Genomic DNA, 20,225 nt, shown 5'->3' with positions numbered 1-20,225 from the left:
TAAACATAATTCAATATATATTATAGTTCATGGAATAAACAAGTTATAATAGTTCACAAATCAATAGGAACAGGAGACGAGCACCTTGATCGTACAAACCGCGTCAGGCAAAATTTCAGGAGTACCTTTACAAGGGGCCTATGTATTTCGGGGCATTCCCTATGCAGCGCCGCCGACGGGCAAACGGAGGTTCCAGCCTCCGGCGCCTCCGCAACCATGGCCAGGCGTAAGAAAATGCGATCACTTCGGTCCGCTCGCCCCCCAGCAAACCGATCCTTCAGGTGGAACTACACGTATCCAGTCCGAAGATTGTTTGTATTTGAACGTGTGGACCCGAGGATGTGAAAAGGAACCGATGCCCGTATTGGTGTATATTCATGGCGGCGGATTCGTATCGGGCACCGGCGCGGACTGCGACGGTTTGCGGCATGCGGCGGAGGATGGCATCGTCTACGTATCGATCAATTACCGCCTTGGCGCGTTAGGCTTCCTCTACTTGGGCGAGGTGCTGGGCGAGGCGTATGCAGCCTCGGGAAACAACGGTCTGCTCGATATTACGGCCGCGCTGCAGTGGGTTCAGCGTAACATTTCCGCTTTTGGCGGCGATCCGGCCCGCGTGACTGTTATCGGGAATTCCGCCGGTGCCAAGTGCACCGCTTCGCTTTATGCGATGGAAGCGGCACGAGGTTTATTCCACCGGGCCGTGGCACAGAGCGGCGCCACCCAAGCGATCCGGGATCGGCGCACCGCCAACGTCACCACCCTCCGAATCCTCGAGGAGTTGGGCTTGTCCGGTGCAGATCCAAGCCCGCTGCTGGAGCTTCCGTTCGAGCAGCTCATCGCAGCGCAGTCCGCCGTCGGATCGGATACATCGCGCAGCCTGCACATGTTCGGCCCGGTGGCGGACGGTCGGGTCATTCCCTTGGACCCTTTGGCCGGCATTGCCGCGAGTTCCGGCCTGCCGCCGCTTCTGATCGGCACGAACGAAAACGAAGCGTCGATCTTCATCCGGGACGATTCCACGATCCAGTCCCCAGGCATGGAACTGCTCGACAGATTTTTTGGAAGCCATGCTCCCGCCGTATGGGATGCCTATCAGCATTATGCCGAGGCGATGTCCCCGCCTGATGCATGGTGTACAACGTTAACCGAGCATCTGTACACGATTGGAGCTTTGCAGTTCGCACAGGCCCTCGCTTCCTCAGGAACGCCGGTATGGATGTACCGGCTTCGCGCTGGCAGCGCTCTCGGAGCGACGCATGGCTATGAGGGCAGCCTTATCCATTGGGATCCGGAAACGCAGCCTTCAGCTGCCCTTGCAACCGGCGATCCGTACGCTGTACCCGCCGAGCAATACCCGCTCGCAAGAAGTATGCGGGAAGCCTGGGTCGCGTTCATACGAAGCGGGGATCCCAATATCGATGCGCTGCCTGCATGGCCGGTCTATGGGACAAAACCGGCCATCATGGTGCTGGACACTACCAGCCGCGTTGCTGATGACCTGCCGGAACCGGCTGGAATCGGCGTTCCCCATCAGGTGTGGAGGGTGGACCGATGAAGCTGATCGATATCTCTGCCGTTATGATTCTGCTCGGTCTGCTCCTGGGCTTCGTGGGCGCGGGCGGCTCCGGTTTTATCATTTCGATCTTGACCGTTGTGTTCGGATATCCGATTCATATCGCGCTGGGAACCGCACTGGCGGCGATGTTCTTCTCGTCCCTTTCCGGTTCGGTCAGCCATTACCGCGAAGGAAATATGCTGCTGAAGTCGGGCGCGGTCGTCGGTTTGGCCGGAGCGGCGGGGGCGTGGGTCAGCTCCAGCTGGTCAACGCTGATTCCGGAGGATAAACTGGGCTGGATGACTTCCGGCATGCTGTTCGCCTCGGGGCTCGCTTTGTGGCTGCGAATGGCCGTCGTTTCGCGTCGGCCGGGTGCGTCCGTTAGCCAGGTTCCGCCTGCCGCCAAGGGGCTGCGGTATTGGTCATTCGCGCTGCTGATCGGCGTCGTTACCGGCATGCTGTCCGGCCTGTTCGGCATCGGTTCCACGCCGTTCATCCAGCTGGGGCTCATGCTGCTGCTTGGCATGCCGATGCGCTATGCGGCTGGAACGACGATGATGGTCATTATTCCGATCGCGCTGGCTGGCGGAGCAGGCTATTTTACGATCGGGTACCTGGATTTCCGGCTGCTCATTGCGGTGGTGTGCGGAACGATGATCGGCTCTTACGTTGGGGCGAAGTTTACGAAGCGCGTTCCCGTCCGTTGGCTGAAAACATGCATGGTCATTACCCCGATGATGGGTGCAGCGATACTGCTGCTGTAATGTGAAACAGTGCTTATGATTAACCCCTAAAACAAAAACGGCGACTTCACTTTGGAAAAACACCCAAAGCGAGCCGCCGTTTAAGCTATCATTCTGTTACTGTTTGATCGAGGATCGGGATACCCCGTCGTCTGCTTCGCATGCCGATCATTCGGCTTGCAAAGCGCCGGTTATCCCGCGTAGAGTTCTATGATTCCTTCGTTGCCCCCGCTTCCAGGGTAACCAAATCCTGCTGCGCGGCCGCAGCCGCAGGCGCCGCGGATGCAGCCGGAGGCGTTTTCCGTCCGGTCAAGCCTTGGATGAGGCTCTCCACGTCGATGCCGGACACGTTCTTGAGCATTTCCGGAGCCGTCGACATCAACTCCGTAACGTAATTGCTCACGCGTGCCGCGCCCTCTCCCTTGCCGGTGTCCACCACCGTCAGCTTGTCGATGGAAGCGATCGGCTCGGCGATTTTGCCCGCCAGGTCCGGCAGCATTTTCACGATAATATCGAGGATGGCCGCCTCGCCGAACTTCTGGAAGGCTTCAGCCAGCTTCTCTTTCGCATCGGCTTCCGCAAGACCCCGCAGGCGGATGACTTCCGCCTCGGCGGTACCTTTGGCACGTTCTGCGTCGGCAATGGCCTGGCCGTCCAGCCGCTTTTGCTCAGCCGATGCCTTGGCCTGGGTTTCGATGGAGTACTGCAGCGCCTCGGCCTCCAGCATTTTTCTCGCCTTGTCGGCTTCGGCCGCGACTTCGACTGCATACCGGTCGGCGTCCGCTTTTTTCTTCACTTCGGCATCATACTGCTTCTGCCGCACCAGAATTTCCTTCTCCTGCAGGTCGATCTCCCGCTCCTTGCGAACGAGCTCTACCTTCATCTGCTCTTCGACCATCGTCTGCTTGGCGCGGGCTTCCTGTATGTGATACGCCTGGTCGGCTTCCGCCTTGGCAGTGTCCTGTTCCTTCTTAAAGGAAGCTACCTTCAATTCCTTCGCCTTCGTCGCTTCGGCGATATTCGTATCGCGCAGCAGCTCGGCCTTCTGCCCCTGCTCCTCGGCGTTCGCCTTCTGGATTCGCGCATCGCGCATCGCTTCCGCCTCGGCGATCTCCGCGTCCCGTTTCACCGCCGCAATCCGCGGCTTGCCGAGCGCATCGAGGTACCCCTGCTTGTCGCGTACGTCCTTGATCGTAAAGGAGACGATCTGCAGACCCATTTTTTTCAAATCTCTTGCCGCCACGCCCTGAACCTCCTGGGCAAACTTGTCGCGGTTCCGGTACACCTCTTCCACGGTCATCGAACCGAGAATGGCCCGCAGATGCCCTTCCAGCACTTCCTGCGCCTCGCCCTTCAGGGCTTCGATCGGCTTGCCAATGAACTGCTCGGCCGCGGTCGCGACGTCCTCAATCGAGCCGCCTACTTTGATGATGGCCACGCCGTCAGCGATGACAGGCACGCCCTGCTCCGTGTATACCTCCGGCGTAGACACATCCAGCTTGTGGGAGAGCAGCGATATGAATTCCGACTGCTGGAAGACGGGCAGGATAAAAGCCCCTCCGCCCCGAACGATTTTGATTTTCCGTCCGGATTCATCCTCCGATATGTTTTTGCTTCCCAGAAACGATCCCGTCACAATCATGGCTTCATCCGGTCCCACCGTTTTGTAACGGGCCCAGAATGCCAAGCCAAGCACGACGATTACCCCTATAACGATCAGCGGTATTACCAGGTATTCAGGCACTGTCATCAAACCACATCTCCTTTTCTCTCTTCAAGTCCGGTCACGCGCAGGACGCCGTCCAGCACATCCACGACGACGACGCGGGTTCCGGCGGGCAGCGGAAGGCGCTCCAGACTGGAGGCGATGTGCAGCGTGTTGCCTGCCCCCAGCCTCACCATCACCTCACCGAACCCTTCCGGAGGAATGGGAATCGTCACTTCACCGATGCGGCCTTCGAGCTCGCGGATGGAATATCCCGTGGAATTCTCGCTGTTCTCCATCGGCCTGACATACGCCACATAGACGATACCCGCCATAGCAACGGCACCGATTCCAGCAATGAGTGCGCTTAAGCCCTGGTGCAAATTGGTGTAACGCAGCAGCAGAATACCTGCCCCTCCGAATACGGTCACCGCCGTCGCAATCACCATCGGCTTCAGCACGTCAACGGACAAAAAATCGAGAAGCCCATCCAGCGCATGGCTCAAAATATCGCCGAGCACCACGCTGACCACCGCAAAAATAACCCCGCCTGCCAGGCAGCTCCAATAAAGCGTTTCCATCCTCCGTTCCCCCCTGCGCGAATTCCTGACTGTCTATATAAGGGTATACGTTAGAAGTGCCTAAATTGTTTCAAAATTTTCCTTTTCCGTTAGGATTCCGGGAATTTTCCGCCAAAATCCTCCTTTTCCTTCCGGCTGGCTCACGGTTTCAAGCTCAGGAAGCCGAATCGTTTCGGCTGGTCGGCCAAACCACACTCCGCTTCAGGCGCTATTCCAATCACCTGAGAATCAATGAAATCCAGGATCTGCTGAAGAGAGTCCATCTGTTCCCTGATTTTCGCCCGGTGCTCCAAAATCAAATCGTGCAGTTCCGGATGCTCGCTGATGTCATCGCCGACCGACAATTTCAAAAACGGCTTCATCTCCTCCAGCGGCATACCTGTCTTCTTCAGGCAGGTGACCAGCTTCATCGTCTCCAAATCCTTTGGCCGGTACACCCGGTGGCGGTTTGGTTTGCGTTCTGCGCGCGGCAGAATCCCGATCCGTTCGTAATAGCGAATCGTTTCTTCGGGGATGCCGGTATGCTCCGCGGCTTCTTTGATCGTATATGCATCAGTCATGGCTTTCTTCCCTTTCGTTCTGGTCTGTTCATACCATCATACAACTTGGAGCTGACTCCAGGTCAAGTCCGGTAGGTTTTTCGAAAATAGGGATTGACTTGTAGCCGACTACAAGTTGTAGAGTGGCTTTACCGCAAATACAAAAACCTATTCATCTGCTAGGAGGCACATATGAAAACCAACTCAATTGCACTGATTACCGGGGCAAACAATGGCATCGGCCTGGAGCTGACCCGCAGACTGCTGGGTGAAGGCTGGACCGTTCTTGCCTTGGTCCGTTCCGCTTTCCCCAGCGACGACGCCTTGATTCAGAAAGCTCTCGCCAACCGGCAGCTTCGTCTATATAAAGCCGATCTCGCTGATTTCTCCGCCTTAAAGCGGGCTCTGGACGAGATCAAGAGCAAGGAAGACAAAATTGACGTGCTGTTTAACAATGCCGGGGGCAGTTTCCCTGAGCTTGCGTATTCCAAGCAGGGACGAGAGATGCACTTCGAACTGCAAACCGTAGTTCCCTATATCATCTTCATGGAGCTGAAAGATTTGCTAAAGCAAGGTTCCTTCAAAACGATCATCAACACCTCGTCCTCGACGATGAAAATGGTCCGCCGCTTCGAGCCGGCAGAGCTCGCATCTCCGCAGACGTTCAAGAAGCTGTTCGGCCCTTACGCCTCTACGAAGCTGGCGTTGTCGCTGTGGACCCGCGAAGTTGCCCCCTTGGCAGCCGCCGAAGGTTTGGCGATCCGCAGCGCCGACCCCGGGGGAAACAATACGATGCGGAAAGGAAAAAATTCCGGGCTGCCCTGGTATATAAAATTAGCGATGAAGCTGGTCATGAGTCCTCCTTCAAAGGGCGCTTCGCTTCTGTATGAAGCGGCATTCGGCAAGCACAAGATGCTGAATGGGGTATATCTGTCGAACAACGAGCCAGCGGAGTTGAAGTATGCCGAAGCCGGCAGACCAGTGCTGGAACTTGTTCAGGGCATTTACAAAAACGAGTATGCCGCACGGGCACAATGATTATGAGACGGGAATAACACGACGACCCACATCGCAACCGGGGTCATCAGCATCCTGAATGGGCAGCCGACAGGTGGATCATTTCTAAGCATTACGCAGAAATATCTGCTTGTTAACGGAATTATAATCATACTCAGCGCGTGGTTATTATACACGGTCGCTCGAACCGCCTGGCGCTGCCTTGGACCGTGGAGACCTGACCCTTCCGCCTCGTCCGCAAAATCTTTCAGAGTGATAGCCAACATCGTTCTGGAATTCGCAGGGCTTGTTTAATGTGTTCATATTGAGCATGACTCAGGTCGTGCCGGTATGGCATATTGCAGAAATTTATCAGCCGGACGTAGTCCTTTGGCTGAAGATGATGTCCGTTCTTCTGGCATTGAAGGGAATGATGGAGACGATTCGGTTGGTCCGGCTTTATTATTGGGTGCGGCGAAGCCGCCCGGTGAACCATTGAGAGCTCTCGTTCATTCCTGTCTGATTGCGTGATTCGAATGATCCCCTCGAAACGCAATCAAACGTCCGGTATAATCGTCGTCAGAGGTGATGATTGTGGAACCGTTGACTTCCATTTGTCAGCGATATTTCGGTGAAACCTTATTCGGCCAAAACAACGGAATCTCTTATATGCTTCGATCCGAAGTCGGCACCGGCATAGCATACAAGGTCACAACTTACAGCGGGATCGAAATCGTATACCATGAGGTTCACTATCACAAGCCGTATCCTTTTCGTTTTGCCTCAAAAGGGCGCATGGTTGAACTTCAGTTCACTCTGTCCGGTCAACGGCAGGTAGTGGTATCGGGCCGGGAACACGAAACTCCGGTCGGGCGGGGTACGCTTGCCTTCGTTCAGGACTTTCAAGCCCAGTTTTATCCATCGGCTGAAGAGCCGTATACTTCACTATCACTGGCTATCCCGGTAGCTCTATTCGATTATGCGGCTAATCCATCGGCAGCGTCGCCAAACAACCATTTGGATTTTAACCGGCTCCTGCAAGGGCAAACATTCCGGTCTTTTGATGTTGAACCCGATGCGAGAAGCATGATATTGATAATGCAATTAATCTCGGATTTAAAAAATGCCGACAGATCCCCGCTAATGATGGAAGCAGCTGCATTGGAGCTGCTGAACCGGCATATGCATCAACTATTTGTTGTGACGCCTATTCCGAGCGGTTTGTCTAAAGGGGATGTCCAAAAATTGCACCAGGCAAAGCAAATCCTTGAATCGTGTATGGCAGACCCTCCTTCGCTGTTGGCATTGGCAAAGATGGTCGAGTTAAACGACTTTAAACTGAAGATGGGATTCAAGGCATGCTTCGGCTTGACCGTGTTCGAATATGTAAGACAGATTCGCCTCGACCATGCGATGAGCCTTTTGCGAAACCGGGCCGCCAATGTGACCAAGGCTGCGATGACCGTAGGGTACAGCAACGTTAGCGCTTTTTCCGAGCAGTTTTTCCGGAGATACGGCATGAAGCCTTCCGAGGTCAAGAAACAATTTTAATCCGTTTGACCGCAGTTCCATCCGTAACGAGGGAGAACACTCAGCCCGCTTTGCTTATACTCCTACTCAAATGATCCATTTGAGAAAAGGAGTGCAGCGAATGAATAAAATCAAGGGAAGCGTCTTTTTCAGCGTTTTTGTAGCGATGTTAGGGCTTATGCTTCTTGCTCCAATCACACCGTCACTAATACGGGAATTAGGGCTCAAGGAAATTTACTCCGGAATCCTGATTTCCAGCGGATCGGTCATGATGGCCGTCATGGCTCCGGTATGGGGGAATATCAGTGACGCGAAAGGACGGAAACCGGTTATACTGATCGGGTTTATCGGCATGTGCATCAGTACTTTATTGTTGACGGCCGTGTTTTATGCCGGTCTCCACCACTGGATTAGCGGCGGGCTGCTGCTGTCTCTTATGATCGGGGCCCGCAGCCTGGTCGGCCTCTTCATTCCGGCCATCCTGTCCTCCTCACAGGCTTATATCGGCGATGTGACTGAGGGGAAAAATAGAGGAAGCGGTATGGCGATCATCAGCGCTGCGAATGGGCTTGGGCTTGTTCTGGGGCCGGCCGTTGCCGGCATCTTCACCATCATTGGTTTATTGTGGCCTTTATATTTCGGCATCGCGGTGGCAGCTGTCGCCTTTGCCGTCACTCTGCTGCTGATGCCTGCAGCGAAGCCGGCAAAACGGGAAGGGGCCGTCAAAGTCAGTCCGTTCCAACCCGGTTTACGGCTCTATTTACTTGCAGCGTTGGTGACAATGATCGGGCTCGTCACGATTCAGGTCGTCGGTGGTTTTTATTTGCAGGATCAGCTCGGTCTCCCGTCGGACCGGTTGGCAGGGGTCGTTTCCTTCGGGCTCATGTTTACGGGCCTGGCTATGCTCATCTCACAAGTCGTTCAGTCCAAATGGCTGAAATGGGGACCACGGGCGATGATCCTGCTCGGATCTTTGATTCTCGTCGCAAGCATGTTCCTATTCCTTTTTGCCATTCAGCTTCCTTTTTTCTATTTGGCGTTTTTGGTGTTTGGTTTAGGAGCTGGGCTTATGATGACCGGATTTATGGCAGGCGCTTCTCTGTCGGTAAGTCATGAACAGCAAGGAGGCGTTGCCGGCATGGTTGCAGCCATGCAGGGGATTTCCGCCATTATCGCCCCTATTGCAAGCACTACTCTCTATCAGGTCAACCGATACAGCCCTATGGTCATGATTGCCGTTCTGACGGCCCTCCTGGGCTCAGTGATGCTGGCACGCTCCCGAAAGAAACTGGGCCATCATGAGATCGACCTTATGGAAGGCCGAGAGGCTCAAGCAGGATCAGGAGGCATAAAGTAAGCCTTAAGTTCAGTAAGCTAAGGCTGGGCAACATCAACCCGTATTTTCAACGCAGGAAAAGCAGCAGAACGGCAAAAGGGGCTCTCCCAGGTCGGATCGACCTTTGGGAAAGCCCCTTAGCTATGTTTGTGAGAGGAAGGAAAGTTCCTGCCCCCGATCGCGCTTACGCCTTACAGCGACATTTTGTAAATTTCGATGACGTCTTCCTTGTTCAACTTGCGGAAGTTGCCAAACGGACCGAAGCGGACCGACTTCTCAGCCATCACTTCGATCTGGCTGTCGTCGATGTCGTAATCGGCAAGACGGGCCGGCGCACCGATGGAGCTCCAGAAATCGCGAAGCGCCTGAATGCCCTCTTCCCCGACCTGCTCGTCGCTCTTGCCGGCCGGATCCACGTTAAACACGTTGACGGCAAGGCGCTTGAAGCGGCCTGGATCCACGCTCAGGTTATATTTCATCCAGTTCGGGAACAGGATGGCCAAACCGCCGCCGTGCGGAATGTCATACACGGCGGATACGGCGTGTTCAATGTTGTGGGTCGCCCAGTCGCCGGACATGCCCATGTTCAGCACACCATTCAGCGCCATCGTGCCGCAGTACATGATCGTAGAACGGTACTCGTAGTTTTCCAGATCGTTAATCAGCTTCGGCGCGGTTTCGATGACGGTACGAAGGACCGTTTCACAGAATCCGTCCTGAACCGGCGTGTTGGTCTCCTGGTGGAAGTAATGCTCCAGCACGTGGGACATCATGTCTACCATGCCGTAAACGGTTTGGTCTTTCGGCAGGGAGTATGTGTTCACCGGATCCAGGATGGAAAATGCCGGGAAAGCATACGGGCTGCCCCAGCCCATCTTTTCTTTCGTTTGCTCGTTCGTAATGACCGAGCCTCCGTTCATTTCCGAGCCCGTCGCCGCCATCGTCAGCACCGTGCCGAGCGGAAGGGCCGCCTGCGGAGCGGCTTTGCGTTCCACAAAGTCCCACATATCGCCGTCGTATTTGGCGCCGACCGCAATCGCCTTGGAGCAGTCCAGGACGCTGCCGCCGCCAACCGCAAGGATCAGCTCAATGCCGTTCGTCCGGCACAGGTCCACCCCTTTATGTACAGTCGATAAGCGCGGATTCGGCTCTACGCCCGCCAGTTCGGTCACCTCGGCGCCGATTTCCTTGAGCAGCGCAAGCACATTGTCATACAGGCCGGAGCGCTTGATGCTTCCGCCGCCGTAGACCAGCAGCACCTTTTTCCCGTATTTCGGAACTTCGGTTTTTAATTTATCCAGCTGACCTTGGCCGAAAATCAGCTTGGTCGGGTTATGAAATTCAAATGCTTTCATTGACGGATTCGCCTCCATGATGTAATGAGTTGCCCTAAATATTATAACCCTCCGGCCGCAGAAGAAACAAACCGCCCATCCCATGCAGGGAATAAGCGGTTTGTAATGAAGGGGCGCATCCCCCGAAGATAACATATTACGCCTCGGTATAACCCATCGCAGCAAGGAAGCGGCGGAACGCCTGCTGCCCGGCTTCCGTCCGTTTGTAGACGCCGGCATGGCCCAAAATTTCCACGAAAATGCGTCCAACCTCCTCGCGGACCCATTCCTCGGCAGCAGTTTTGTCCCGCTCCATGCCCTGTTCTTCCACTAGGCGGGTGATCCACGGTTTGTGAACCTGGAGCGGATGGTTGTCGTCCTGAAGCAGCGCTTCATACAGCCCGCGGTTTCCGGACAGAATATCCGCGACCTGATCCAGCTCTTCCTTCAGCCGTCCCGGCAGAATCGCCAGGCCCATCACCTCAATGAGACCGATGTTTTCCTTCTTGATATGGTGCATTTCGGCATGCGGATGGAAAATCCCCGCCGGATGCTCCTCGCTGGTCCGGTTGTTGCGCAGCACCAAGTCCATTTCGTAAGCGCCGTCCGGCGTCCGATGGACGATCGGGGTCACCGTGTTATGCGGCACCTGCTCCCCGTTCTGTTCCGAATAAGCATAAATTTCGGCTTCCGGATCGCTGTACTGCTTCCAGGCTTCGTAGATGGAATCGGCGCATTCCAGCAGGACGGCACTGTCCGCCGACGCAAGCCGCAGCACAGACATCGGCCACTTGACGATGCTGACCGTGACGCCCGGGAACTGCGGGTGAGCGAAGGATGCTTCCTTCGGCGCGTTCTGGATCGGGAACGTATGGCGCCCGCCCTGGAAGTGGTCGTGGGTTAGAATGGACCCGCCCACGATCGGCAGATCGGCATTCGAGCCGATAAAATAATGCGGGAAGACGTCTACAAAAGCGAGCAGGCGGCGCAGGCTGTCCTTCGTCAGCTTCATCGGCACGTGATCGTGGTGGAACACGATGCAGTGCTCGTTGTAGTACACATAAGGCGAATACTGGAAGAACCAGTTTTCGTTGTTCATCTCAAGCGGAATGATCCGCAGGTTTTGGCGTGCGGGATGGTTGACCCGGCCGGCATAACCGACGTTCTCACGGCACAGCTGGCATTTGGGGTAGACCGGCGGCGGCAGCAGCTTGGCAATGGCGATTTCCTTCGGACTTTTCTCCGGCTTGGACAAGTTGATGGTCATTTCGATGTCGCCGTATTCCGACGGGTACGTCCAGTATACGTTTTTGCTGACCCGGTCCATCCGGATGTAGTTCGAGTCGATCGACAGCCGGTAGAACCGGTCGGTCGCCGCTTCGATTCCCTGTTCCCGTGCCGAGCGCTCAAACTCCGCAATCACTTCCGAAGGCCGCGCCATGAGCAGGCCCATAATTTTGGCGTCGAGCAGGTCGCGGTAGGTATCGGTGTTCTCGGGCATCAGTCCGATCTCAAACGCGTAATCCAGCAGCGTGTCGATCATCGGCTGCGGACTGTCCGCGGCCTCCGGCTCAGCTTCGCTCAGAGAAGGCTCGCTTGCGCCGAACAGATCCAGCAGCAGGTTGCGGCTGTAGTCGGCGTCTTCAGCCTGAATGAGCCGGTGATCCAAGGCGAAACGCACGAGGCGGTCGATCGCCTGCAAGGCTTGCTCTTTCAAGGGATTCGTGGTGTCGGTTTGTGAATTCAATGCGCTTCCCCCTTATTCTTTGCCATATCCGTCAGGATGGCTTTGATGCCAGCTCCAGGCGCTCTCGATAATGTCCTCCAGCTTGGTGCGCGAAGGGTTCCATCCGAGCACGGTGCGGGCTTTTTCAGAAGATGCAACGAGCACAGCGGGATCGCCGGCACGGCGGGCCTGCACGACCACCGGAATGTCCAGCCCAGTGACCTTCTTGGCCGTCTCGATCACTTCCTTTACGGAGAAGCCTTCCCCGATCCCCAGGTTAAACACGTTGCTGGTCTCGCCCTTGCGCAAATAATCGACCGCCCGCAAGTGCGCGTCAGCCAGGTCGCTCACGTGGATGTAGTCTCTGACGCAGGATCCGTCCGCCGTCGGATAGTCGTCGCCGAAGACGGCGATGCTCTCGCGCTGCTTCAGCGCGGTTTGCAGCACCAGCGGAATGAGATGGCTTTCAGGACGGTGGTCCTCGCCGATTTTGCCGCTGTCATGGGCCCCTGCCGCATTGAAATAACGCAAGGCTACGTATTTGATGCCGAGCACCTGGTCGAACCAGGACATCATACGCTCCATCATCAATTTGGTCTCCCCGTACACGTTCGTCGGCTGCGTACGGTCGCTCTCGACAATCGGCACCCGTTCCGGTTCACCGTAAGTCGCCGCTGTGGAGGAAAAAACGATCCGGCGCACGTTCGCCGCGTCCATCGCTTCCAGCAGGCAGAGCGTGCCGTAGACGTTGTTATCATAGTACTTCACCGGCTTCTGCATGCTTTCGCCCACGAGGGAATTCGCCGCGAAATGGATCACCGCATCGATCTCGTTCTCGGCGAACAGCTTCGCCAGCAGCTCCTTGTCCCGCAGATCCCCTTCGTACAGCTTGCCGCCGAGCAGCGCCCCTCGGTGCCCCGTTTGCAAATTGTCCAGCACGACAACCTCCTCGCCGCGCTCCAGAAGAGCCGCTACCGTATGCGACCCGATATATCCTGCTCCACCCGTTACGAGAATAGCCATGTTAGTGATCCCCCTTCAGTTCTTTGACTCCGTCGCCTGCGCTGCACACATAGAAATCGGCCTTGAGGCCTGTTCTCGCCTGGTACGCTTCGCCTACCTGCTGAATGAACCGTTCCACCGCATCTTCATGAACGAGCGACACGGTGCAGCCGCCAAAGCCGGCTCCGGTCATCCGCGAGCCCAGCGTGCCTTCGATCCGCTGCGCTTCTTCGACCATAACGTCCAGCTCTTCGCAGCTGACTTCGTACAGGTCACGCAGCGATGCGTGCGAAGCGTTCATCAGCTGTCCGAAGGTATGCAAATCGTTCTGCTTCAATGCTTCCACGGAATCCAGCACGCGCTGGTTTTCTTCGACTACGTGCCGGGCACGTCTTATGACTGTCTCATCGGCGATAGCTTCCTTCAGCGATTCGAACTGATCGGGTGTCAGGCCGGCCAAATACTGAAGCGAAGGCATCTTCACCTGCAGCTGGGCCAAGGCGGTTTCGCACTGCGAGCGGCGTTCGTTGTAAGCCGAATCTACCAGGCCTCTGCGCTTGTTCGTATTGCTGATCACCAGCTTGTAGACCCCGGTCTGGAACGGAACATGCTTGTATTCCAGCGTGTCGCACATGAGCAGGATCGCGTGGTCCTTCTTCCCGTTCGCGACGGCAAACTGGTCCATGATGCCGCAGTTGACGCCGACGTACTGGTTCTCGGCCTTTTGCGACAGGAGCGCAATCTGCACCGTATCCGTACTGCCCCCTTCCATCGACTGAAGTGCATACGAAGTGACTACTTCGATCGAGGCGGAAGAAGACAATCCGGCGCCGTTCGGAATATCGCCGTGGTAAAGGATGTCATAGCCTTTCGTAACCGGACAGCCGATATTCGCGTTCTCGACCATGACGCCGACGGCATAATCCACCCACTCGCCCGTTTTGTGGCTGCCGATTTCCTTGACGGCTAGTTTGTATTCGTAAGGCAAATTTGTGGAGGCCAGCTGAATCACATCGTCCCCGCGCTCCCGAATGAGCAGCGTCGTGCCGAACTCCAGCGCCGCGGGAAGAACGTAACCTCCGTTATAATCGATATGCTCCCCGATCAGGTTAACCCGGCCCGGAGCATGAAACACACGTACTTCCTCGCTGCTGTCACCGTATTTTGTCATGAATTGCTGTAATAAAGTTTCCGATGTCATAGGGATATGCACCCATCCTTTCCTTATGGTTCTGCTCTTTCATTATAAAAGGACTTCCTGTCCGCGTTAATGCAATTATGTTGACTGGATATGGATTTATGTGACCTTGGAGAATATAATGGTGTAAGAAGGACCGCATTTATTTTGATGTTTGTGAAAGGATCGATGAATCCATGATTCCGCAGGAGACCTACTCCGTTGCTTCAAACCCCGTCTATCATGACGACGGCCCGCTGCACGTGCTGTTTGCGGGGGAGAGCCAGACCAGGCCCGTGCATGCCGTCGGGCCAAAAATTTACGATTACTATCTGCTTCATTATGTAGAAGAGGGAAAAGGGACGTTCCGAACCGAGCAGCGCACCTATGAGCTCGGACAAGGGAGCTGCTTTCTCATTCATCCCGGCCAGCTGGTCAGCTACGCCTCCGACGCCGGCGAGCCTTGGCGCTACCGCTGGACCGCCTTCTCCGGCAGGGAGGCGCAGGGGCTCCTGGCGAACGCCGGCTTCGACCCGCTGCATCCGGTGCTCTTTACCGACGGGGACACCATGATCCCCGGCTCTATTGAACGGATGCAGGAGGCGTTCTATACGAAGCAGGAAAGCGCCGATCTGGCGTCGCTCGGCTATCTGTACCTGATCTTCTCGGAAGCGCAGCATATCCTGTCCAGCCATTCCCGGCTGACGGGAACGGAATCGCAGGTGCAGCGGACCGTCAAGCAGATGATCCACTACATGTCTGCACAGTACGCCCATCCGGTCTCCATTGAGCAAATGTGCGACAGCCTCGGTTATAACCGGGCCTATCTTTCGCGGATTTTCAAGAAGGAAACCGGCTGCTCGCCGGTGACCTATTTGCTTAAGCTCCGCATTGATAAGTCGCGCCAGCTGCTGCGCGAACGGCCGGAGCTGTCGATCGAGCAGGTGGCCGCCTCCGTCGGGCTGACGGACGCCCTGTATTTTTCCCGCCAATTCAAGCGGCTGTGCGGGCAGTCCCCGACGGCGTACCGCGCCGTCGTAACGGCTCCGGACCTTGTCGCTTCCTCCCGGCCGGACTCGCAGCGCGGATCCTAAGCGCCAGGCACACAATAACCCGCATGCCTGCCCTCCGGCAGACAAGCGGGTTATTGTGAGTTAGGCTCATGACAAGCGGGTTATTCCGATTAAGAGCCAGACAAGTGAGTTATTCCGCGTAACGCGTAAGATGTGCGTAAAATTAATTCAAACCAGTCATGTACCTGATATACGCGCAAGGTCAACCGCAGGATGGTCGCTAATATGGACTTAAGTTTCCGTCACCGGAATTTGCCTCTCATCGATCCGCAGGATATACACAGGATCAGGATTCGCTTTCCGTTTTCAAAATCGCTTCGATCCGGTCCAGCTCTTCCTTGCTGAATTCCTGATTCTTCAGTGCAGCCACGTTGTCTTCGATCTGGCTGACGCGGCTGGCTCCGATCAGTGCTGAAGTCACGCGCCCTCCGCGCAGCACCCAGGCCAGCGCCAGTTGGGCTAGGCTTTGGCCGCGGGCGGCGGCAAGCTGGTTCAGCGCCCGAATTTTGCGAAGCACATCCGGCGTAATGTTGCTCTCGTTCAGGAAAACCGACGGGCTCGCGGCACGCGAATCTTCCGGAATGCCGTTCAGGTATTTGTTCGTCAGCAGCCCTTGAGCCAGCGGGGTAAAGGCAATCGTGCCGATCCCCTGCTCATCCAGCACGTCCTGCAGGCCGTTCTCGATCCAGCGGTTCAGCATGGAATAGCTTGGCTGGTGGATCAAGAGCGGCGTTCCCAGCTGCTTCAGGATCGCGGCGGCTTCCGCCGTCTGCTCCGCCGAATAATTCGAAATGCCGACGTACAGTGCTTTACCGGAACGCACAATATGGTCAAGCGCCATCATCGTTTCTTCCAGTGGAGTATCCGGGTCAAAGCGGTGCGAATAAAAAATGTCGACATAATCGAGACCCATCCGCTTTAAGCTTTGATCCAGGCTGGAGACGAGATACTTGCGTGATCCCCACTCCCCGTAAGGACCGGGCCACATGTAATACCCGGCTTTGGACGAGATAATCAGTTCATCCCGGTGGCTCTTCAGGTCTTGGGCCAGAATCCGGCCAAACGTTTCTTCCGCCGAGCCTGGTGGAGGACCGTAGTTGTTCGCCAGATCGAAGTGGGTAATTCCTAAATCAAACGAGCGGGTGATCATGTTCCGCGCATTTTCGTACGTATTGATTCCGCCAAAATTATGCCAGAGTCCCAGCGATATGGCCGGGAGCTTCAGTCCCGAACGGCCACAGCGGTTATAAGTCATCTCTTCATAACGTGATTCGCTTGGTGTATATGCCATTGATATCCGCCCTTCTCTCTCACGGTTAATAGACTACTAGAACCATCATAAATCCTCGGCAAGGCATTTGACAAGAAACCGATTACACGGGCTGGAGGTCCCGGCTGATATCCTTCCTGTAAAAAGGGATGGACTAAGCTGTTCCCTCGCTTACCGCGCTATGAACATCTGCCACCCATTAAATACCCAGTTTACGCTCCACCTGCTCCATCACTTCGCCGATTTTATCAGCGATCAGCAGATCCGCTTTGCGGTCATATGGAGTGGGGTCCATATTCAGGAGGACGGTGCGGCTTCCTTGAAAATAGGACACCAGGTCCGCTGCCGGCTGAACCGTCAGGGAGGTGCCGCCGATGATGAGCATATCCGCCTGGGAGATCGCCTCCACCGCACCAAAGAGCACCTGCTGGTTCAGCGGCTCCTCGTACAGGACGACGTCGGGCTTGATAATCCCGCTGCAGCTTGGGCAGCGCGGAACGAGCTTGTTCGTCGCCATGATGTGCTCCAGGTCGTAAAACGCCCCGCAGCCCATGCAGTAGTTCCGGTGAACAGAACCGTGCAGCTCCAGCACCTCTTTGCTTCCCGCCTTCTGATGCAATCCGTCGATGTTCTGGGTTACGACAGCCTTCAGCTTGCCGGCTTGCTCCAGCTTGGCCAGCATCCGGTGGCAGCCGTTCGGGGCCGCATCGGGATGCAGCATTTTGCTGCGGTAAAAATCAAAGAACACCTCGGGAAGCTTCATAAAAAAGGACCGGCTCAGCATTTGCTCCGGCGGGTATGGCAGATGCTGTTCGGTCTGATACAGCCCGGCGGCGGAACGGAAGTCGGGAATGCCGCTTTCCGTCGACGTTCCCGCTCCACCGAAAAAAACGATATTGCCGCTTTGTTCAATCCAAGAGGCAAGCGTATCTATGTTCTGCACGATATGGTGCACCTCCACAAGTGTTGGTCCTTTTGATCCGATCCGCGGCTTCTCGCTTCATATGGAATAAGGGACCAGCCCGCCTCCACATGCGGGACGGCAGGCTGTATGGTGTAGTACCCGTTACGATCGGGTTTGATTCACAATGCTTAGGTTTTACTTATGATACAATGATTCCGCTCACAACATTCCGGCCGGCTTACAGCTCCGCCTTTGCCTTGCGGTAAGCCTCCATGTACTGCTCCGCTTTCGTGCGGACATGGCTTAAATCCCCAGTCTTCACAGCCTCGTTGGTCAGGTCCGAGCCGATGCCCACAGCGACCGCTCCGCCTTTGATCCAGTCGCCGAGATTGGACAGCGATACGCCGCCTGTCGGCATAAAGTCCGCTTGAGGCAGAGGCCCCTTCATCGTCTTGATGATGGACGGATCGTACAGGCTGCCAGGGAACAGCTTCACGATGTCGACCCCGAGCTCGAGTGCCTGCTGCACTTCAGCGATCGTCATGACGCCCGGCAGAATCGGCACCCGGTACAAATTGCACAGCTTAACCGTGTCGGGATTCAGTGAAGGACCGACGACAAACTGGGCTCCGGCCATGATGGAAGCGCGCGCCGTCTGAGGCTCCAGCACCGTTCCCGCTCCGATGATGGCGAATTTGTCCGGGTCGCTCGTCTCCCAGCTGTACATCCGGCTGAGCTTCTCGATCGCATGCAGCGCTCCCGGCACGGTCAGCGTAACCTCGATGACCTTGATCCCGCCGGCAATCGCCGCCTCCGCCATGTCAAACACCTGATCGGCCGAATCTCCGCGCAGAACGGCAACGACGCCGTTATCGATAATTTTTTGCAAAAGCTGGATTTTTTTCACAATGACCGCTCCTTTTGTTCATTATATGGAAAAGCTTGAAAGATGTCTATTTCCAGAGTCCCCCTCAAACTTTCGCCTTATCTCTCAATATGCGCCTTGTTGCCGAGCTTCGCCTCGACCTGCTCCCATGTCGGAAGCGCTTCCCAATCACCCACGGCCTGAATAACCATGGATCCGGTTAGATTCCCCAGACGGGTCGCTTCCACGGCGCTTTCGCCCTTCAATAGCCCGGCGATAAAGCCGGCACAGAAGCCGTCACCCGCTCCGACGGTATCCAGTACGTTGTCGGCTTTGAAGTACGGAACCTCCGTTACGTTCCCCTGCTCCAGCACATAAGTCAGGTCAGGACCGCCTTTGACGATCGATACGGCTTTCAGTTTGGAAAGGCTTGCAAAAATCGCCGCGTTATCGTCCGTATCGTACAGCAGCTTCAGCTCGTCGAGGCCCGGTAAAAAGTAATCTGCCTTTGCGGCCAGACGCAGCAGCACGCCCCGCGCCTCTTCCAGACTCCACAGCTTCAGGCGGAGATTGGGGTCAAAGCTGATTTTGACGCCGGCTGCCGCGGCGATGTCTATAGCCGCTTCGACGCAGGCCAGTCCGGACGGGCTGATCGCCGCCGTAATGCCGGTCACGTGCAAAATTTTGGCCCCGGCAATATAGGAAGCACTCAGCTGATCCGGCTGCATCCGGCTTGCCGCAGAGCCTTTCCGGTAATAGTACACCGATGTGCGGCCCGCCGTATTTTCACGGATCATCATGCCTGTCGGCGCCTCAACGCTGCGGACCGTTTGCGACACGTCGACGCCTTCGCCGCGGATTGACTTGTAAATCATGTCCCCGAGAGGATCCTTTCCCAGCGCCCCGAACCAGCCTGAGGTGTGACCGAGACGGGCGACGCCGATGGCCACATTGCTCTCCGCTCCGCCAAAGGATTTATGTAAGGTGGAAGCATACTCCAGGCCGCGGGAATCCTGCGCCGTGAACAGCCCCATGCTTTCTCCGAACGTGACAAGCTCGGGTGATCCAGGTAGGTTACTATCCTGCATGTTTTCTTCCCCTTTCCGTTACTTGGTCTGTCCCTATTGTCAGCGGAGGAAGAAGGGTTGTCAATATGTAACAATTGAAGCGGAGCCGTATTTCTCTCCTCCTCTCCACAGGCTTATCCGCTAGGGCTGATCTGATATGCCTCCTTCCGACGGGGCTGTATCCAAGCAAGTTATTTACCAATGATTTCATAATTTAATTGTTTCACTCCAGTAGGGCTGTGGTAAGTAAAGGATGCGCGCAACTAATATAGAGTGAGCTAAGGCTAACGTCATCCGCGCCTTCTTCGGAAGGCGGGCACGGACTTCGGGTCCGGAGGTGCACTTTAGTTCAATCTATATCCATCAAAAATACTTTCCAAGGAGTGATTTGAAATGGCACGTAACAACGATAATAACGGTAAAATGAGCAGAGAAGAAGCAGGTCGTATGGGCGGGGAAGCAACGGCCAAAAATCATGACAAGGAATTTTATCAGGAAATCGGCCGCAAAGGTGGCGAAGCCACTTCCAAAAACCACGACCGTGAATTCTATCAGGAGATCGGCCAAAAAGGCGGCGAAGCCACTTCCGAGTCTCACGACAAGGAGTTCTACAAAGAAATCGGCCGCAAGGGCGGTAAAAACTAATCCCTGCCTGACCATCAGCCAACAACGAGTGATGGATTGAACATAAGCCAACAGGCACCTTCATTCCCAGCGAATGGAAGGTGCCTTTTCCTGTTCGCCTGCCTGGGCCTAAAGTTCCCCGAATCTTTCGAACCATTGCTAGAAAAAGCTTTCATTTTGTGATAGACTCATTTA

General features: G+C 55.7%; 18 protein-coding genes and 1 pseudogene. 8 read left to right on the top strand and 11 right to left on the bottom strand.

Annotated features, from left to right (window positions below):
* Positions 1–85 precede the first annotated feature (85 nt).
* Positions 86–1,558 (top strand): carboxylesterase/lipase family protein, encoded by a 1,473-nt coding sequence (locus tag C7820_RS00550; protein ID WP_116229409.1) that lies wholly within the window; start codon positions 86–88, stop codon positions 1,556–1,558.
* On the top strand, positions 1,555–2,322 hold the full coding sequence (locus tag C7820_RS00545) for a sulfite exporter TauE/SafE family protein (RefSeq protein ID WP_116229408.1): 768 nt from the start codon (positions 1,555–1,557) through the stop codon (positions 2,320–2,322). Before C7820_RS00550 ends, C7820_RS00545 begins: the two co-directional genes overlap by 4 nt.
* A 187-nt stretch (positions 2,323–2,509) precedes the next feature.
* On the opposite strand, the gene C7820_RS00540 is transcribed toward C7820_RS00545, so the two are convergent.
* The 3 genes from C7820_RS00540 to C7820_RS00530 all read right to left on the bottom strand — a co-directional run bounded on the left by C7820_RS00540 (position 2,510) and on the right by C7820_RS00530 (position 5,147).
* Positions 2,510–4,051 (bottom strand): flotillin lipid rafts scaffold protein FloT, encoded by a 1,542-nt coding sequence (locus C7820_RS00540; protein ID WP_251677329.1) that lies wholly within the window; start codon positions 4,049–4,051, stop codon positions 2,510–2,512.
* Entirely contained in the window at positions 4,051–4,587 is a 537-nt protein-coding gene (locus C7820_RS00535; RefSeq protein WP_116229407.1) for an NfeD family membrane protein, read from the bottom strand. The genes C7820_RS00540 and C7820_RS00535 overlap by 1 nt, the downstream gene beginning before the upstream one ends.
* Positions 4,588–4,727: 140 nt before the next feature.
* Positions 4,728–5,147: a MerR family transcriptional regulator gene (locus C7820_RS00530; protein ID WP_116229406.1), complete on the bottom strand. Its 420-nt coding sequence runs from the start codon at positions 5,145–5,147 to the stop codon at positions 4,728–4,730.
* A gap of 171 nt (positions 5,148–5,318) precedes the next feature.
* Here C7820_RS00530 and C7820_RS00525 point away from each other — a divergent pair, with 171 nt between their 5' ends.
* The 4 genes from C7820_RS00525 (at position 5,319) to C7820_RS00510 (ending at position 9,009) form a co-directional block, all read left to right on the top strand.
* Positions 5,319–6,164: an SDR family NAD(P)-dependent oxidoreductase gene (locus C7820_RS00525; protein WP_116229405.1), complete on the top strand. Its 846-nt coding sequence runs from the start codon at positions 5,319–5,321 to the stop codon at positions 6,162–6,164.
* Positions 6,165–6,453: 289 nt separating this feature from the next.
* Positions 6,454–6,621, top strand: a complete 168-nt coding sequence (locus C7820_RS33365; RefSeq protein ID WP_181908914.1) for a hypothetical protein — start codon at positions 6,454–6,456, stop codon at positions 6,619–6,621.
* Positions 6,622–6,791: 170 nt separating this feature from the next.
* Positions 6,792–7,673, top strand: coding sequence for a helix-turn-helix transcriptional regulator (locus tag C7820_RS00515; RefSeq protein ID WP_116229403.1), 882 nt, complete (start codon positions 6,792–6,794; stop codon positions 7,671–7,673).
* 100 nt (positions 7,674–7,773) lie between these two features.
* On the top strand, positions 7,774–9,009 hold the full coding sequence (locus C7820_RS00510; RefSeq protein ID WP_116229402.1) for an MFS transporter: 1,236 nt from the start codon (positions 7,774–7,776) through the stop codon (positions 9,007–9,009).
* A gap of 170 nt (positions 9,010–9,179) precedes the next feature.
* Here C7820_RS00510 and C7820_RS00505 read toward each other — a convergent pair whose 3' ends face one another.
* The 4 genes from C7820_RS00505 to C7820_RS00490 all read right to left on the bottom strand — a co-directional run bounded on the left by C7820_RS00505 (position 9,180) and on the right by C7820_RS00490 (position 14,251).
* On the bottom strand, positions 9,180–10,343 hold the full coding sequence (locus C7820_RS00505; RefSeq protein WP_116229401.1) for an iron-containing alcohol dehydrogenase: 1,164 nt from the start codon (positions 10,341–10,343) through the stop codon (positions 9,180–9,182).
* Positions 10,344–10,479: 136 nt separating this feature from the next.
* Entirely contained in the window at positions 10,480–12,069 is a 1,590-nt protein-coding gene (locus tag C7820_RS00500) for a UDP-glucose--hexose-1-phosphate uridylyltransferase (protein ID WP_116229400.1), read from the bottom strand.
* 12 nt (positions 12,070–12,081) lie between these two features.
* Positions 12,082–13,071 (bottom strand): UDP-glucose 4-epimerase GalE, encoded by a 990-nt coding sequence (gene galE / locus C7820_RS00495; protein WP_116229399.1) that lies wholly within the window; start codon positions 13,069–13,071, stop codon positions 12,082–12,084.
* 1 nt (position 13,072) lies between these two features.
* The gene (locus C7820_RS00490; RefSeq protein ID WP_116229398.1) at positions 13,073–14,251 is read right to left on the bottom strand and encodes a galactokinase; all 1,179 of its coding nucleotides are present in this window, start codon (positions 14,249–14,251) and stop codon (positions 13,073–13,075) included.
* Positions 14,252–14,424: 173 nt separating this feature from the next.
* Here C7820_RS00490 and C7820_RS00485 point away from each other — a divergent pair, with 173 nt between their 5' ends.
* Entirely contained in the window at positions 14,425–15,321 is an 897-nt protein-coding gene (locus tag C7820_RS00485) for an AraC family transcriptional regulator (RefSeq protein WP_116229397.1), read from the top strand.
* Between the two features lie 265 nt (positions 15,322–15,586).
* On the opposite strand, the gene mgrA is transcribed toward C7820_RS00485, so the two are convergent.
* The 4 genes from mgrA to C7820_RS00465 form a co-directional block, all read right to left on the bottom strand.
* Positions 15,587–16,591 carry an L-glyceraldehyde 3-phosphate reductase gene (mgrA, locus tag C7820_RS00480; protein ID WP_116229396.1) on the bottom strand — a complete coding sequence of 335 codons (1,005 nt, stop codon included), beginning with the start codon at positions 16,589–16,591 and terminating at the stop codon, positions 15,587–15,589.
* A 178-nt stretch (positions 16,592–16,769) separates the two neighbouring features.
* Positions 16,770–17,513 carry an NAD-dependent protein deacylase gene (locus C7820_RS00475; protein ID WP_116229395.1) on the bottom strand — a complete coding sequence of 248 codons (744 nt, stop codon included), beginning with the start codon at positions 17,511–17,513 and terminating at the stop codon, positions 16,770–16,772.
* Positions 17,514–17,712: 199 nt separating this feature from the next.
* Complete coding sequence (locus C7820_RS00470) at positions 17,713–18,381, bottom strand: bifunctional 2-keto-4-hydroxyglutarate aldolase/2-keto-3-deoxy-6-phosphogluconate aldolase (RefSeq protein WP_116229394.1); 669 nt, start codon at positions 18,379–18,381, stop codon at positions 17,713–17,715.
* A gap of 77 nt (positions 18,382–18,458) precedes the next feature.
* Positions 18,459–19,427, bottom strand: coding sequence for a sugar kinase (locus C7820_RS00465; RefSeq protein ID WP_116229393.1), 969 nt, complete (start codon positions 19,425–19,427; stop codon positions 18,459–18,461).
* Positions 19,428–19,799: 372 nt separating this feature from the next.
* On the opposite strand from C7820_RS00465, the pseudogene C7820_RS00460 reads away from it, so the two are divergent.
* Positions 19,800–20,045: pseudogene (locus C7820_RS00460) on the top strand (KGG domain-containing protein); the annotation flags it as partial.
* Positions 20,046–20,225 lie beyond the last annotated feature (180 nt).

It is taken from the genome of Paenibacillus sp. VMFN-D1 (assembly GCF_003386155.1).
Taxonomy (GTDB): Bacteria; Bacillota; Bacilli; order Paenibacillales; family Paenibacillaceae; genus Paenibacillus_AQ; species Paenibacillus_AQ favisporus.
This window is presented reverse-complemented; position numbering and strand designations above follow the sequence as displayed.